Origin of the sequence: Mycobacterium sp. NPDC049093 (assembly GCF_040704635.1) — a bacterium.
GTDB lineage: Bacteria > Actinomycetota > Actinomycetes > Mycobacteriales > Mycobacteriaceae > Mycobacterium.
The window spans coordinates 254669-269377 of sequence record NZ_JBEZJS010000002.1 but is presented as its reverse complement, the minus strand read 5'-3'; the positions used below and the strand labels follow the sequence as shown (position 1 = coordinate 269377).

The window sequence follows — 14709 nt, the reverse complement described above, 5'->3', positions numbered from 1 at the left end:
ATCAGCTCACGCTCTTGTCGAATTGCATCAGTGCGTCGTGGTGGTTGTGGGCGTAGGGAGTCGGGCCCTGCCCGATCTCCCGCTTGGCCATGATCTGACTGTACTGCTCGAACGGAGTCTGTCTGCGCCACTTCGCCCGGGCCTCGGCGGGCGTGTAGGTGACCGTGTTCCTGGCCGGGATGCCGACCAGGGTGGGGCCGACGATCGGCGTGGTGTTCGGCGTGGTGAGGTCCAGGACTGCCAGTTCGAGTCGCGGCTTGGCGGCGATGATCCGCAGGAAGGGCCGCACCACGGCGCGGGCCGCGACATCGGCGAACCGGCGCTGGGGGATACCGCCCAGGAGCCGCATCCACTGCGGCATGGTGGCGATGATGGCGGCGCGCATCGGAATGTTGAACGCCTTGCGCATCCAGCGCGGCATCCGCTCGGGCAGGATGTGGTAGCCCAGATCGACCAGGTAATCCATCATGCGCTGAGCCACCTCGGAGCCGACCAGGTCTGGGCGGAAGCCCTCGAAGTACGCGCGGATGCCCTCACGGGTGCGTGGCACGTCGTCGGGGTCGATGGTCTGGAACTCCGCGGCCCGCGCGCATTCCTCCCAGTACTGGCTCTCCTCTTCGGCCGAGAGCTTGCCGGGGCCGAACATCTCGTAGCTCTTGAGGATCGAGTGCCATGCGGTCAGGTGGATCCACAACTGTGAGTGCGGATCGTTGGCGTCGAACGGCCGCTTGGTGATGGGCTCGGTGCCGACAGCCTTGGAGTGGATCTTGACCAGGATCTCGGATGCGTCGAGGACGGATTTGGCGTCGCCGAACGCCACCAGGGCGAAGTACTGCATGGTCCGGTCGTAACGCAGGCGGGTGCGGGCGTAGACCTGCCCGGTGGCGTCGACGGCGGCGGCCAGGAACGGATCGAGGTGCTCGATGGTGACGGCGCGGGAGAAGCCGATCAGCAGCGAGGTGGGGTAACTCCACACCTTCCAGGTGACCGACCCGGGGCCGAAGAAACCGTAGTCCTCCGCCGGTGCCAGGGGTTCGGCAACTGCCGGCAGACCTGCCGCTTTGCGAAGTGCGATTACCGCGTCCATCTGCGTCGTTCCCTTCGAAATCTAGTGGTACGTTATGTACCAGTTACGATATGGTACGTCATGTACCACTTGATTGGCTAGGGTGTGCCTGTGGCAACTGAGGGCAGCGGTTCCGTGAGTCGATGGGCCGGCCAGCGGGAGCGGCGGCGGGCGGAGTTCGTCGACGCCGCACTGTCGGCGATCGCCGAACACGGTCCGCAGGCCTCGACCGAGCAGATCGCCGCGCATGTCGGGGTGACCCGCACCAAGCTCTACCGGCACTTCGCCGGCGCGGCCGATCTGCAGAGCGCGATCGCGCAGCGCGCAGCCGAGATGCTCAACACCGAACTTGCCCCACTGTGGACGCCCCACGGATCGATGGCCCAGATCATCGAGGCCGGCGTCGGTGCCCACGTCCGGTTCCTCGTCGAACACCGGAATCTCTACCGCTACCTGGCACGGTGCTCCCTGGGTGACGACGGCTCGGCGCCCGATGCCATCGCCGACATCCGGCTGACCATCGGAACTCAACTGGATGCGCTGTTCACGGTGTATCTCAACGCCTTTGGCATGGACACCGACCCTCAACCACTGGCGTTCGCCATCGTCGGGTTGGTGGAATCGACGACCGGCCGGTGGCTCGACCAACCCGGCTCAACCGCACAGGACCGGTTGGCGGCCGATCTCGTGCGCTGGATCTGGCTGTTGGTCGACGACACACTGCGTGCCGGCGGCGTGTACCTGGACAGCGCCGAGCCGCTGCCGACGCCCGACGTGATCGCCGCGCAGGTCGAGAGCTACCGCAACCCGGAACGGCTCGGCGTCTGAGCCCTTGCACCGCGTGCGTGCGTGTCTGCCGCCCGCCACGCCGTATTTCGCCGGCATTTTGCGCACATACGCGGACGTTCGGGCGTGCCTACGGTGTGAGATCGGCGACGGCCTGTGCTGCCGACGTGACCCGGTCCAACCGCAGCGCAGTCTCCCCGGCATACAGCGCGGCGCGGTCCGCCCACGTCGCCGGCATGTCGGCAGTGAGCGTGACCGGGGTGAGGAACGGCAGCGCCGGACGTTGCAGGCGGAGCATCGCGCCGTCACCACGGTCGGGGACTCGGGACAGCGGCGCGCTGAACTTGTTGATGGCCGCCGGCAACCGGCGGGCCGTGCCGTCCGGGTGACACCACCGATCCGTTGTCGCGTTGGGGATCACCCGATGACGTTCCGGCCAGGCGAGGCCGAACACGGTGGTCTCCAGCGTCTTTTCCGTGTCGATGATCCGCTGCCGGTAAACGGGATGTGCACCTGACTCGTGGGTGAGCAGGAACCGCGTGCCCGCCACCACGCCCGTCGCGCCCGCGGCGAGCGCCGCTCTCGTGTCGTCCGCCGTGGCGATGCCACCCGCGGCGAACACCGGGCGGGAACCGGCCAGTGCCAAAGCCTTTGGCAGGAAATCGGCCTGCGCCACGGTGCCGACCAGATGCCCACCCGCCTCACGGCCCTGCGCGATCAACCCGTCGGCGCCGTAGGCGAGCGCCTCCGTGGCCTGCCGTTCAGTGCCGACCATCACGATGACGAAAATGCCCCTGTCCGTCAGTCGTTCGATCAACGCCCGGTCGATCGCAAACGCCATCACCGCGATGTCGATCTTCGCTTCGAGACAGACGTCGATATGGGGACGACGGGTGAACGGCATCAAGAGATTGACGGCGACCGCACGGCCGGGGGCCTGGTCGCGGACCGTTGCGATAGCCGACCTGAGCTTCCTGGGCGGCACGAGCCCCAGGGTTCCCAGTCCGCCGGCCGCTGACACCGCGGCGGCCAGCGGAGCACCCGCAATGCCGCCGCCCATGCCGGCCTGGACCACGGGCGCATCGAGTTTCAGCCGATCCGGGATGTCCATTCCGCGATTCTGCGCCATGTGGGTCTGTGTGAGCGTGTGCAAACTGCCGACTTCTTGCGGCGTGGCGGCCGACAGACACGCACGGTCGCGGTGCCTGGGCTACCAGCGGCAGACGTCGGCGCCCCAACCCGAGTCGACGGGGCGGAAAGCAAGCAGATGCCGTTGCCACCAGGGCAGTGGTGCCGCGAGTACGGGATCCTTCGTGGCGTCGTCCACGACGCGGGGTGGTCCGTCGCGAAGATAGGCGATCCGCACGCCACTGATACCCGCCTCCTGCCACAGCACCACACTGCGCCGCAGCTCGAGCCACGGAATGCGGACCGGGGGATCTTCCGACATCCAACGCAGCTGTCGGCGAAGGTATGTCGGGTCCTCCGGCTGCTGCGGAAACTCCATCCCCACCACGGTGACGGTGTCGCGCTGATAGTCGGCCAGTTGGAGTGCGGTGACGCCCGGCACCAGATGATTGGTGGCGCCTTCTTCGGTGTGCAGGTTGGAAAACATCGAGTAGTTCGACACGGTCTTGAGCCCCACATACGGCGTGAACCCGTTGGCGAGAGCCAGCAGCGGGGCGAGAAGCAGCACCACGGGGCGAAAGCTCCAGTTCGGCGGACGGACACCTGCCGCCTGTGCGGAGTAGTACGTGCGCAGCAGCGCGGCCATGAACGGCACCACCGCGACGAACCAGGTGAGCACCAGCAGGGTGTGCCAGGGCAGCCCGGCCGGGCTCCTCGGAGAGTCGGCCGAGCTCGCCAGCACACTCAGCAGCACATGCGCCGCAAACCCGGCGAGCGCGACGGTCCGCAGCGCGGAAGCGCGGGTCGCCAGGGTCGCGAACACCTCGGTCGGGACCAGCAGTACGTACGCCGCGAACACGACCGTGGCGAAGTCGTAGAACGAGGCCATCGCCAGTATCGAGTGGAAGCCCACCCCCAGCAGCACGCCCCAGAAGCGCAACCGGCGCACCGCCAGCAACCCGAGAATGGCGGCCTCGATCACCACCGCAGCGATGCCGACGAACTCACCGACACCCTGGCCCGGCGTCACATCGTCGAAGCCGTTCAGCCAGATGAGCTGGCCGAACAGCTCGCTGCCACACGAGGTCGCCGGGGTGAAATATGCGGTGTTCAACTTGTCGAAGACCGTGAAAAGGTAGACCACGAGCAACACGAGGCCGATCGGACTCCGCACGGCATCCAGCCAGCGTTCGACGAAATCGTCCGCTTCGCCTGCCCGGTTCCGGGTGGCCAGGGCCCACAAGGCCGCGGTGCCGAGCGCCACGGCGATCAGCAGGCTCAGCACCAGATGGTTCGCGGCTGCGGGCAGGTTCAGCGCGGCCACCGTGGCGCCGGCTGCGACGGCCAGACCGGCCGCGGCCACCGAGCCGGGAAATAGCAGGGCGGGCAGGCCGGCCAGCAATGCCGGCAGCATCGCGAGGGGTTGGCTGTCGGTGTAATGGAACACCAGGGCCATCGCGAAGAGCGTTGCGAACCAGCCGAGTTGCTGACGGGGGCCGGTGGGTTGATCCGTTTGGGCGTTGCTGCGCCACCGCATTGAGAACACCTTACTTGGCGTCCGTCAGCAGCCGATTCTGGCCGCTTCCAGCCGCCGCCATCTCGCCCGTCGCGGCGTAATCTGGAAAGCGATGGATGGGGGCGGTAGGGTCCAAACGCCTTGCCGTGTAACGGAAAGGACAAGAAATGAGTGCAGTCCATTCATCGATCGACCTACATCCGGACATTCTGGCCCTACGGGCCGGCTATGACCGTGTGGCAGAGTCGATGGCTGCGCAGGTCACCTTCGGCCTGACGTTGCTGACAGCGATGTACGTCGCGCTGTCCCCGTGGATCGTCGGCTACGACGCCTTCAACCGGCTGACGGTCAACGATCTGATCGTCGGAGGGGCGATCGCGTTCCTGTCAATGTGTTTCAGCTTCGCGCTGGATCGCGCGCACGGCATGACCTGGACACTGCCGATATTCGGTGTGTGGCTGATCATCTCGCCGTGGGTGTTTGTCAGTGGACCGGGCGCCGGGATGATCTGGTCGCATGTGATCAGCGGTGCGCTGGTGATGGTGCTGGGCTTCACCGCGATGTATTTCGGGATGCAGGTGCGCAATTCCGAAGCACGGCACGCCTAACCGGCAAGCGCGCACCTTGACCCACCAGCCGGACCCCGGCTGGTGGGGAATCGGCGCGCCTGGATCACGTCCGGGTATCCGAAGATGCGTCAATTTGCCACCCGCGGGCAGGTTTGACGCCATATCCTGGGCAATCGCGGGACTTCCGATGACGGCGATGGCGGGTACCAACTGCTGACATGAAGCTGGCGGGGCGGGAAGAAGAACTGGCGACGATCCGTCGCTCCCTTGGTGGGCCGGGAACCCACCACGGTGTGGTGATCGTCGGCAGTGCCGGGGTCGGCAAGACCCGGTTGGCTCGGGAGGCACTGAGCCACGCGGCGTCGTCAGGACACCGGACCAATTGGTTCGTCGGGACCGAATCCGCACGCGCCATCCCGCTCGGGGCGTTCACCGGATCGATCAGCCAGAGCATGTGCGACCCGCTGCCGGACGTGCGTCGCGTGATCGATTCCTTCGTCGCTCAGCAGCGCATGGGCAAGGTGGTCATCGGCGTCGACGACGCCCACCTGCTCGACCCGCTGTCCGCGCACGTCGTACATCAACTGGCGCAGACGCAGGGAGTACGTCTCGTCGTCACCGCGCGTTCCGGCGGTCCGGAACCCGACGCGGTGACCGCCCTGTGGAAGGACAGCCTGCTCGACCGGATCGACCTCGAACCGCTGTCCGCCGCGGCGGCCGCCACGCTGATCGAATCGGCGGTCGCGGGCCCGGTGGACAGCCGCAGCACGCGCCGGTTCTGGAAGCTGACCGGAGGCAACGCGCTGTACCTGCTGCAGCTGGTGAAGGACCAGATCGCCGCCGGGCGGATGCGCAAGTCCGCCGGGGTGTGGATGTGGGACGGCGATGTGGCCGTGTCCCAGAGCATCACCGACATGGTCGGGCGCCGTCTGGGTGGACTCGAGCCCGGGATGGCGCTGGTGCTCGACACGCTGTCGCAGTGCGAACCGCTGAGCGTCGACGTCCTCGTCGACCTTGTGGAGCCCGCCGACCTGGAGGCCGCCGAGCAGATGCATCTGGTCAGGGTCGACCGCGACGGGCGCGGCCTGGTGGCGACCCTCGCACATCCGTTGTACGGCGAATTGCGCAGGGCGACAGCGGGTGAAATGCACCTGTCGAGGATCCGGGGGAGGCTGGCGCGACGGCTGGGGTCGGAGGCCGACGGGGATATGCGGGCGACCGTCCGCCGCGCATTGCTGGCCCTGCACTCCGACCTGCCCCCGGATCCGGAGCTCTACCTCACGGCCGCGCGCTGCGCTGCCGTCCTGCTCGACCCTGATGCCGCTGACCGATTCGCCGCTGCCGCAGCCGAATGCGGTGCACCCGAGGCTGCGCCCATGCGGGCCATGACGCTGATCCTGCTGTGCCGGGGCAATGAGGCCGAGGCGGTACTGCGTGACATCAGCGCCGACGGCAAGCCGGACAGCCACCACTGGGCGACGGTGCGGGCGGCTAATCTCACCTGGATGCTCGGCAGGCCACTGGATGCCCAGGCGGTCTTGGAAAAGCTTTCCGGCACTGAGGAATCCGCCGCACAGCGGATGGAACGGCTGGCCGTGCAGGCTGGAGTCGACGTGGTCCTCGGCCGTTGTGCCGCCGCCGAGGAAATTGCCAGGACTGCTCTGGCATCCGGCGAGCTACCCGATTTCCATGCCATGGTCGCCTCGATCGCGTTGATGATGGCGCTCGGTGCGTTGGGGCATGCCGACGAGATCAACGAGGTCGCCGACACGGCGATCGCGAGGTCCGCCGCGTCGTTCGAATCTTCATGGATGCGTTACTGGTTCGGCGCCGTCCACGGTAGGGCCTGTCGTCTTACCGGGCGAATCGACGAGTGCACGACCACCGCGGCGCGGCTGGACGAATCGGCGCGCGACATCCCGGGTCTGGCCTATGCCAACCTCGCCTACCTGCTGGGCCACGCGGAACTGGTTCGCGCGGATCTCGCCACTGCCGTCAAACATCTGCACGAGGCGTACGCAGGTGCCGAAACCCATGAGGTGAACACGGGTTTGCGGGTCGCCAGCTGCTTTTCGCTGGCCGAGGCGCACGCCAAGCTCGGCCAGACGGCCGCTGCCGAGGAGGCGCTGGCCTGGGCCGAGCAGCGGGTGCCCGACGACTACGTATTCATGAACACCGCGATGTCGGTGGCCACCGGGTGGACGTTGGCAGCCGGTGGCGCGCTGACCGATGCCATCGATGTGGTCCGCGCAGCGGGGCGCGATGCCGGGAGACGCGAGCAGCCGACCCATGAACTGCTGTGTCTGCAGACGGCCGCCCAGTGGGGCGACATCACCGGTGCGGCGCGCGCACGCGAGCTGGCCGACACGTTGAAACTGCCGCTCGCCCAAACGGTGGCCGGTCACATCGAGGCACTGGCAGCCGATGACGGTACCGGATTGCTCACCGCCGCAGAGGGATACCGCACTATCGGTGACCGTGCCACCGCCACCGACGCGATGGCGCAGGCTGCGGTCGCTTTCGGCCGCCACGGTCAGGGCAAGCGCAGCGCCTACGCGGCCGCGCTGGCGCAGGAGGGCGCCGACGAATGCGGCGGGCTGTGCACCCCGGCGTTGCGCAACCCGGCCGGACAGCCGCTGACCGGAAGGCAGCGCGAGATCGTCGAACTCGTCGTAGCGGGTCTGTCCAACAAACAGATCGCCGAACGACTGGTCATGTCGGTGCGCAGCGTCGAGGGCCATCTGTACCGGGCCTGCCAGCGGGTGGGCGTCAGTTCACGCGAGGAACTCGCCGCGATCATCCGGCGGGGTCCGAAGGGGCTGTGACGACGCCTCTGAGCAGATCTGCCGCCTCGGTCTGGTAGGCATGCTCGGCCCAATCCAGTGGCGTGGAGCCGAATCTCCGGTCGGTGATGGTCGCGTCGGCACCGGCGTCGAGGAGTCGTCGGATCAGTTCGAGATCACCGGACCAGGCCGCCTGGTGTAGGGGCGTCGCGCCTTCGTCGTCGAAAACGTTCGGATCGTCCGGGAACACTGGGACGACGACGTGCGCTGCGGATACGTCGATACCGTGCCGGGCCAGCAGGTCGAGCCGGCTGGTGAAGCCATGCTCGGCGGCCCAGCCGATCTGGCGTCCCCACATCTCGGCACGGTTTTCCATGGCCTCACCCAGCCTCAGCTCCCACGGGCTGGGCCCAGCCTCGGCCAGACCGTGGGCGAACAACAGTTCCAGGTGGGAATCGTCGGCGCGAAACATCCGGTTGTACAGCGTCTGTTGGTCGGCCGGATGTGCGCCGCGATCGAGCAGAAGGGTGGCCAGATCGGGTGCGAACTCATGCCGGGGTTGACGACGCGGACCCTGTTCCCCCTCACCGAACACACCCGTGAGCACCGTGAACGGCGTCGACATCCCGCACCAGAGGTACCCGGCATTCGGATCGGCGCCGGCGTCGAGCAGCAGCGTCGCGCTGGTGAGGACGTCATCGGCACTGCAGCCCAACGGAACCCGCGAATAGCACAGGTACATCAGCGGAACCCAGCCGAACGGTCCGCCGCTGGTGTTCGCGAGCCCCGGATGGTTCGTCAGATGGCGTGCCAGCGCGGCCGGATCTGTGGCCGACGCGGCAGCCCAGACGTGCTCGTCGACCAGATTCTGCTCGGATCCGAGCAGCTCTGCGGCGGCTTGCCACCGGGGCGGAGCATCGGCTTCGTTGTAGCGCAACGATGCCCATGAGCAGAATCGGTCGGCGGTGTCGAGGTTGTTCTCGTCGAGCGCGCCTGGGTCGATGCTGAGCTCGGCTGCGTCCCGGAGGTAGTGCACGAGTCTGGGCCAGCTGCTGAAACCGTACGCGCGGGCGACGGTCAGCTGCGCCTGGTGCAGTGGGGTGCGATTCGCGCGCTGCAGCCTGCGGGCTTCATCGCGGAGGTGCTCGATCGAGGGGTTGCTCGGCAGACGGCTGGCCATGACGGCCTCCTCTCAGACGCCCGTGTCCGCGAATCGGGCTGAGAAGAGGTCGGTCACACGACAACTCAACGTGCAGGGAGGCTTGGCCTCTTCGAGCGGACGTCGGGCGTTCCTGCACGCCCGACGTCACGCTACCACTGAGCTTTGCCGGGGTCCTACGTGCAGACGGCGCCGACGGCGGCGGACTGGACCAGCTTGGTGTACTTGGCCAGGACGCCGGTGGTGTAGGTCGGGGGCAGCGGCTGCCAGCCGTCCTTGCGGCCGGCGAGTTCGGCCTCGTCGACCAGGATGTCGAGCGTGCCGTTGGCGACGTCGAGCCGGATCCGGTCACCGTCGCGGACGAACGCGATCGGCCCACCGTCAACCGCCTCCGGAGCGATGTGCCCGACGCACAGGCCCGTCGTCCCGCCGGAGAACCGGCCGTCGGTCATCAGGAGCACGTCCTTGCCCAGCCCGGCACCCTTGATCGCGCCGGTGATGGCCAGCATCTCGCGCATTCCCGGGCCGCCCTTGGGCCCCTCGTAGCGGATGACCACGACGTCGCCGTGGGTGATGGTGCCGTCCTCCAGCGCGTCCAGGGCGGCCCGTTCGCGCTCGAAAACCCTTGCGGTGCCCTCGAACACGTCGGATTCGAACCCTGCAGACTTCACCACGGCACCTTCTGGGGCGAGCGATCCGTGCAGGATCGTGATGCCGCCGGTGGGGTGGATCGGGTTGTTCATCGCGCGCAGCACCTTGCCGTCGGGGTCCGGCGGCGCGATGTGGGCCAGGTTCTCGGCCATGGTCTTACCCGTCACGGTCAGGCAGTCGCCGTGCAGCAGACCGGCATCCAGCAGCGCGCGCATGACCACCGGCACGCCGCCGATCTCGTCGACGTCCTTCATCACGTGGCGGCCGAAGGGTTTCACGTCGGCCAGGTGCGGCACCTTGTTGCCGATGCGGGTGAAGTCGGCCAGGGTCAGCTCCACCTCGGCCTCACGCGCGATCGCCAGCAGGTGCAGCACCGCGTTGGTGGACCCGCCGAACGCCATCACGACGGCGATGGCGTTCTCGAACGCTTCCTTGGTGAGGATGTCGCGCGCGGTGATGCCGCGGCGCAGCATCTCGACGACGGCCTCACCCGACTTGCGGGCGAACTCGCCGCGCCGCTTGTCCACGGCCACCGGAGATGCGCTGCCCGGCAACGACATTCCGAGTGCCTCGGCTGCCGATGCCATGGTGTTCGCGGTGTACATGCCGCCACAGGCGCCCTCGCCCGGGCAGATGGCACGCTCGATGATGTCGACGTCCTCCCGCGACATCAGCCCGCGCACGCACGCCCCGACGGCCTCGAAGGCGTCGATGATGGTGACTTCCTTCTCGGTGCCGTCGGTGAGTTTGGCGACACCCGGCATGATCGAGCCGTTGTAGAAGAACACCGAGGCCAGGTCCAGACGGGCCGCGGCCATCAGCATGCCCGGGATCGACTTGTCGCAGCCGGCCAGCAGCACGGAACCGTCGAGCCGCTCGGCCTGCATCACGGTCTCGACGCTGTCGGCGATCACCTCACGGGAGACGAGCGAGAAGTGCATCCCCTCGTGGCCCATCGAGATGCCGTCGGACACCGAGATGGTGCCGAACTCCAGCGGGTAGCCGCCGGCCTCGTGCACACCGGCCTTGACGTCCTGCGCGAGCCGCTGCAGCGACATGTTGCACGGGGTGATCTCGTTCCACGACGAGCCGACGCCGATCTGCGGCTTGACCCAGTCGTCGTCGCCCATCCCTACCGCGCGGAGCATTCCGCGGGCTGCGGCCTTCTCCAGGCCGTCGGTGACGTCGCGGCTGCGGGGCTTGATATCGGGCTGGTCGGAAGACATGGGGGTAAGTATGCCCCCGGGTTAGTTAGCCGCCCAAATTCTTTACCATGCCCCAGCGGCGCAGGTCAGCCGGTCCACTCGGTGGACTTGATAGTCAGGTCGAGCCCCATGAGGAACCCGATCACGGTGCACACGATCGACACCAGCGGCCACACCCAGAGCCAGCGGCGGGTGAAGAAGACCATGACGATGCTGCCGGCGAATCCGGCGAGCAGCCCGCCGCCGATCCAGCCGAAGATCGTCGGATAGACCTGATCGTCATACGGGGTCGGGCCGCAGGTGGCGTGGCAGGTATCGGTCGACATCCCGAAGAACAACGACAGCCACGCGGCGGCCGCCGCACCGAGCACGGCGACGATCCACAGTGCGACCGCGAGAACGACGCTGACCACGGTGACCGTGGTGCCGACCGCAGATGACCGGCGCGCACCCGGGGCCGCGGGATACGGGGCCGGCTGGGCGGGCGGGTACCCCGGTGCGGGATAGGCCGGCGGCTGCCCGTGCGGCCCTGGCCAGGGTGGCATTGTCATCGGAGTCAGCGTATCGGCCGAGCGCCGGCCGTTTTGCGGCATTTCTCCCGGCCAAACGGGCGTGCATACCCCGGTGGGGTACCGGTATGATGGGGTTCATGGACGTGGCTGACAGCTCGGGCGCACATGGCTACTCGGCGCAGAAGGAGAACTACGCCAAGCGGCTGCGCCGGATCGAAGGCCAGGTCCGGGGCATCGCCAAGATGATCGACGAGGACAAGTACTGCATCGACGTGCTGACCCAGATCAGCGCCGTCAACAGTGCTCTGCAATCCGTGGCGCTCGGTCTGCTCGACGAGCACCTCGGGCATTGCGTGACGCAGGCGGTCTCCGAGGGCGGTGACCAGGCCGAGGCCAAGCTGGCCGAGGCATCGGCCGCGATTGCCCGCCTGGTCCGCTCCTAGCCGCCCAGCGCCTGCTCGATCCGTTCGACCTTCGCGGTGAGCTGCCCGGTGTAACCGGGCCGGATGTCGGCCTTCAACACCAGGCTGACCCGTGGAGACACCGCTGCGACGACCTCGACGGCCTGTTTCACCACGGCCATCACCTCGTCCCATTCACCTTCGACGTTCGTGAACATGGCGTTGGTCTCGTTGGGCAGGCCTGAGGCCCGCACCACCCGCACGGCCTCGGCCACCGCAGCGCTGACACTTCCGGACTCGTCCCCGCCGGCGGGGCTGATGCTGAACGCGACAATCACAGATTCGATTGTGCGCGCTCGTAATGCTGCGGCGGTCCGGGCGCCGAAGTCCCGCCCTGACGTTACGAACGCGGGTAGCGGTCTCTCGGGTCGGCAACCACGCACGGCAACGTTATGGCACTACCGTGGCATCCCAGAATGACCTTCAGCGTCACCGGCGAATCGCTTTCCGCCCACACCAGCCCGTGGACACCGCGTGTTGCCACGCAACTCGCCGTCCTCGCAGCGGCGGCGTTCATCTACGTCACTGCCGAGATGCTCCCGGTCGGTGCCCTGCCGGCGATCGCCACAGACCTCCGGGTCAGCGAGGGCCTGGTCGCCACGCTGATGGCCAGTTACGCGCTGGTCGCCGCACTCACCACCGTCGCGCTGGTCCGGCTGACGGCACGCTGGCCGCGACGCCGGACCTTGGTCGCCACCCTCGTGTGCCTGACGGTCTCGCAGGTGATCTCGGCGCTCGCCCCGAACTTCGCGGTGCTGGCCGGTGGGCGGGTGCTGTGCGCGCTGGCCCATGGACTGATGTGGTCGGTGATCGCACCGATCGGCGCACGGTTGGTCCCGGCCAGTCACGCCGGCCGGGCCACCGCGGCGATCTATGTCGGCACCGGCCTGGCTCTGGTGGTGGGCAACCCACTCGCCGCGGCGATGAGCGAAATGTGGGGCTGGCGGCTTGCCGTGGTGGTGGTCGCCGTGGCTGCGGCGGTGGTGGCGCTGGCGGCATGGACGATGCTGCCACCGCTCGCGCCCACGGCCGGCTCGACCACTGTCGATGGGGCGCGGCACGGACGTCGACGAAACCGGCGTCTGCTCATCCTGTCCACGGTGACGATGATCGGTGTCACCGGCCACTTCATCGCCTTCACCTTCATCGTGGTGATCATCCGCGATGTGGTCGGGATCCACGGCCCACATCTGGCCTGGCTGCTCGCGGCGTTCGGGGTCGCGGGTCTGGCCGGGATGGCCGCCATGGCCCGGCCGTTGGACCTGTGGCCGAAGGCGTCGGTGCTGGGGTGTCTCACGGTGCTGGCTGCCGCGCTGCTGACGCTGTCGATGGTGGCCGTCGAACACGTCGGCGGTCGGGTGGCTCTGGTGCTCGGTGCACTGGCCATCGTGGCCTGGGGCGCGGCCTCCACGGCGTTGCCGCCGATGCTGCAGGCCTCGGCGATGCGCACGTCTCCGGAAGACCCCGACAGAGCCTCCGGGCTGTATGTCGCGGCCTTCCAGATCGGCATCATGGGCGGTGCGCTGATCGGCGGCGGCATCTACGACCACGGCGGAGCGGCGCCGACAGTGGCCGCGGCCGCGGCCCTGATCGTCATGTCGATGTGTGGCGTCGCGTCGTCCCGTGGCGTATTCGTAGTTTCCTGCCCCACCACCGAGAAGTAACGCGAGCACGCTCACACTCGATAAACACCGCAGTTCAGCGCCGTGGAATCGGCCGCTGCCGGGGGATGACGGCTTCTCGCGGCAGTAGCTGGTCACCGTGCTGTGAGACACTGGAGCGAGTTGTGCTGTCTGGAGGTTACTCATGCCGAAATCGGCAAAACGTCGACTGATCACTGCTTTCATGGCTGCGGGGTTGTTCGGTGGGCTGGTGCTCAGCCCGGCCGCATTCGCAGACCCCGAGGTGCCGCCGGCACCCGTCGACCCTGCTGTTCCGGGCCCCCCGCCCGGCGCCTACATCCCCCCGCTGCCGGCCGACCCGGCGGCTCCGGCCGCCGCCGCTCCGGGCGCTCCGTCGACGCCCGCGCCGATCGTCAACTACGGCTCCCCGACCGTCCCGTTCACCGAGGGCAACGCGCCCGGGCAGAGCTCCGAGCCGTTCACCGGCGAAGCACCGTTCCTGCCGCCGTCGTTCAACCCGGTCAACGGGTCGATGGTCGGCGTCGCCAAGCCGATCTACATCAACTTCCAACGGCCGATCGCCAACCGGCAGATGGCCCAGGACGCCATTCGGATCACGTCGAACCCGCCGGTGGCAGGCCGCTTCTACTGGGTCACCGACACTCAGCTGCGCTGGCGCCCGCAGGACTTCTGGCCGTCCAATACCGTGGTGAACATCGACGCGGCCGGCACGAAGTCGAGCTTCCGGGTGGGCGACTACCTGGTGGCGACGGTTGACGACAAGGCCCACCAGATGGAGATCCTGCGCAACGGGAAGCTGGAGAAGACCTTCCCGGTGTCGATGGGCAAGCCCGACGGCAAGCATGAGACCAAGAACGGCACCTACTACGTGCTGGAGAAGTTCCCCGACATCATCATGGATTCCTCGACCTACGGTGTGCCGGTGGACTCCAAGGAGGGCTACAAGCTGAAGGTGCAGGACGCCGTCCGCATCGACAACAGCGGCGTCTTCGTGCACAGCGCCCCGTGGTCCGTCGCCCAGCAGGGCAAGAGCAACACCAGCCACGGCTGCATCAACCTCAGCCCGGAGAACGCCAAGTGGTTCTACGACAACTTCGGCAGCGGCGACCCGGTGGTGATCAAGAACACCGGTGGCGGCTGGTACAACACGCCTGACGGTGCATCCGACTGGCAGATGTTCTAGACGAACCTCGATACAACAAAACCCCTGCCCGCGGGCAGGGGTTTTGT

The 14709-nt window shown here is 67.6% G+C and carries 13 protein-coding genes; 6 read left to right on the top strand and 7 right to left on the bottom strand.

Annotation, left to right across the window (positions count from 1 at the left end):
* Nucleotide 1: 1 nt before the first annotated feature.
* Nucleotides 2-1087, bottom strand: a complete 1086-nt coding sequence (locus AB0876_RS06790) for an oxygenase MpaB family protein (RefSeq protein ID WP_526041554.1) — start codon at nucleotides 1085-1087, stop codon at nucleotides 2-4.
* 90 nt (nucleotides 1088-1177) lie between these two features.
* On the opposite strand from AB0876_RS06790, the gene AB0876_RS06785 reads away from it, so the two are divergent.
* Nucleotides 1178-1894, top strand: coding sequence for a TetR/AcrR family transcriptional regulator (locus AB0876_RS06785; RefSeq protein ID WP_526041553.1), 717 nt, complete (start codon nucleotides 1178-1180; stop codon nucleotides 1892-1894).
* 88 nt (nucleotides 1895-1982) lie between these two features.
* Here the strand turns inward: AB0876_RS06785 and AB0876_RS06780 are convergent, their stop codons facing one another.
* Both AB0876_RS06780 and AB0876_RS06775 read right to left on the bottom strand, forming a co-directional pair.
* Complete coding sequence (locus AB0876_RS06780) at nucleotides 1983-2963, bottom strand: NAD(P)H-dependent flavin oxidoreductase (protein WP_526041919.1); 981 nt, start codon at nucleotides 2961-2963, stop codon at nucleotides 1983-1985.
* A 99-nt stretch (nucleotides 2964-3062) separates the two neighbouring features.
* The gene (locus AB0876_RS06775; protein ID WP_526041552.1) at nucleotides 3063-4517 is read right to left on the bottom strand and encodes a hypothetical protein; all 1455 of its coding nucleotides are present in this window, start codon (nucleotides 4515-4517) and stop codon (nucleotides 3063-3065) included.
* A 146-nt stretch (nucleotides 4518-4663) separates the two neighbouring features.
* On the opposite strand from AB0876_RS06775, the gene AB0876_RS06770 reads away from it, so the two are divergent.
* A complete protein-coding gene (locus AB0876_RS06770) occupies nucleotides 4664-5104 on the top strand; it encodes an SPW repeat protein (RefSeq protein WP_491841927.1) in 441 nt (146 codons plus the stop codon).
* Nucleotides 5105-5283: 179 nt separating this feature from the next.
* Nucleotides 5284-7890, top strand: coding sequence for a LuxR C-terminal-related transcriptional regulator (locus AB0876_RS06765; protein ID WP_526041551.1), 2607 nt, complete (start codon nucleotides 5284-5286; stop codon nucleotides 7888-7890).
* Here AB0876_RS06765 and AB0876_RS06760 read toward each other — a convergent pair.
* The 3 genes from AB0876_RS06760 to AB0876_RS06750 all read right to left on the bottom strand — a co-directional run bounded on the left by AB0876_RS06760 (nucleotide 7862) and on the right by AB0876_RS06750 (nucleotide 11414).
* On the bottom strand, nucleotides 7862-9028 hold the full coding sequence (locus tag AB0876_RS06760) for an ankyrin repeat domain-containing protein (RefSeq protein WP_526041550.1): 1167 nt from the start codon (nucleotides 9026-9028) through the stop codon (nucleotides 7862-7864). The genes AB0876_RS06765 and AB0876_RS06760 overlap by 29 nt on opposite strands.
* Before the next feature lie 155 nt (nucleotides 9029-9183).
* Entirely contained in the window at nucleotides 9184-10884 is a 1701-nt protein-coding gene (gene ilvD, locus AB0876_RS06755; protein ID WP_491841930.1) for a dihydroxy-acid dehydratase, read from the bottom strand.
* Between the two features lie 65 nt (nucleotides 10885-10949).
* Entirely contained in the window at nucleotides 10950-11414 is a 465-nt protein-coding gene (locus tag AB0876_RS06750; protein WP_526041549.1) for a hypothetical protein, read from the bottom strand.
* Between the two features lie 98 nt (nucleotides 11415-11512).
* On the opposite strand from AB0876_RS06750, the gene ricR reads away from it, so the two are divergent.
* A complete protein-coding gene (ricR, locus tag AB0876_RS06745; protein WP_003884906.1) occupies nucleotides 11513-11818 on the top strand; it encodes a copper-sensing transcriptional repressor RicR in 306 nt (101 codons plus the stop codon).
* Here the strand turns inward: ricR and AB0876_RS06740 are convergent.
* Nucleotides 11815-12114: an MTH1187 family thiamine-binding protein gene (locus tag AB0876_RS06740; RefSeq protein ID WP_055119508.1), complete on the bottom strand. Its 300-nt coding sequence runs from the start codon at nucleotides 12112-12114 to the stop codon at nucleotides 11815-11817. The two genes, ricR and AB0876_RS06740, sit on opposite strands and share 4 nt — an antisense overlap.
* A 138-nt stretch (nucleotides 12115-12252) precedes the next feature.
* Here AB0876_RS06740 and AB0876_RS06735 point away from each other — a divergent pair, with 138 nt between their 5' ends.
* Nucleotides 12253-13500, top strand: coding sequence for an MFS transporter (locus AB0876_RS06735; protein WP_526041548.1), 1248 nt, complete (start codon nucleotides 12253-12255; stop codon nucleotides 13498-13500).
* Between the two features lie 142 nt (nucleotides 13501-13642).
* Nucleotides 13643-14662: a L,D-transpeptidase gene (locus AB0876_RS06730; RefSeq protein ID WP_526041547.1), complete on the top strand. Its 1020-nt coding sequence runs from the start codon at nucleotides 13643-13645 to the stop codon at nucleotides 14660-14662.
* Nucleotides 14663-14709: the final 47 nt, after the last annotated feature.

What these genes read in the sequence shown, in the direction of transcription:
- AB0876_RS06765 (WP_526041551.1), top strand. Translation starts at nt 5,284, where the DNA reads ATGAAGCTGGCGGGGCGGGAAGAAGAACTGGCGACGATCCGTCGCTCC.
- AB0876_RS06770 (WP_491841927.1), top strand. Translation starts at nt 4,664, where the DNA reads ATGAGTGCAGTCCATTCATCGATCGACCTACATCCGGACATTCTGGCC.
- AB0876_RS06750 (WP_526041549.1), bottom strand. Translation starts at nt 11,414, where the DNA reads ATGACAATGCCACCCTGGCCAGGGCCGCACGGGCAGCCGCCGGCCTAT.
- AB0876_RS06730 (WP_526041547.1), top strand. Translation starts at nt 13,643, where the DNA reads ATGCCGAAATCGGCAAAACGTCGACTGATCACTGCTTTCATGGCTGCG.
- ilvD (WP_491841930.1), bottom strand. Translation starts at nt 10,884, where the DNA reads ATGTCTTCCGACCAGCCCGATATCAAGCCCCGCAGCCGCGACGTCACC.
- AB0876_RS06790 (WP_526041554.1), bottom strand. Translation starts at nt 1,087, where the DNA reads ATGGACGCGGTAATCGCACTTCGCAAAGCGGCAGGTCTGCCGGCAGTT.
- ricR (WP_003884906.1), top strand. Translation starts at nt 11,513, where the DNA reads ATGGACGTGGCTGACAGCTCGGGCGCACATGGCTACTCGGCGCAGAAG.
- AB0876_RS06775 (WP_526041552.1), bottom strand. Translation starts at nt 4,517, where the DNA reads ATGCGGTGGCGCAGCAACGCCCAAACGGATCAACCCACCGGCCCCCGT.
- AB0876_RS06780 (WP_526041919.1), bottom strand. Translation starts at nt 2,963, where the DNA reads ATGGACATCCCGGATCGGCTGAAACTCGATGCGCCCGTGGTCCAGGCC.
- AB0876_RS06760 (WP_526041550.1), bottom strand. Translation starts at nt 9,028, where the DNA reads ATGGCCAGCCGTCTGCCGAGCAACCCCTCGATCGAGCACCTCCGCGAT.
- AB0876_RS06735 (WP_526041548.1), top strand. Translation starts at nt 12,253, where the DNA reads ATGACCTTCAGCGTCACCGGCGAATCGCTTTCCGCCCACACCAGCCCG.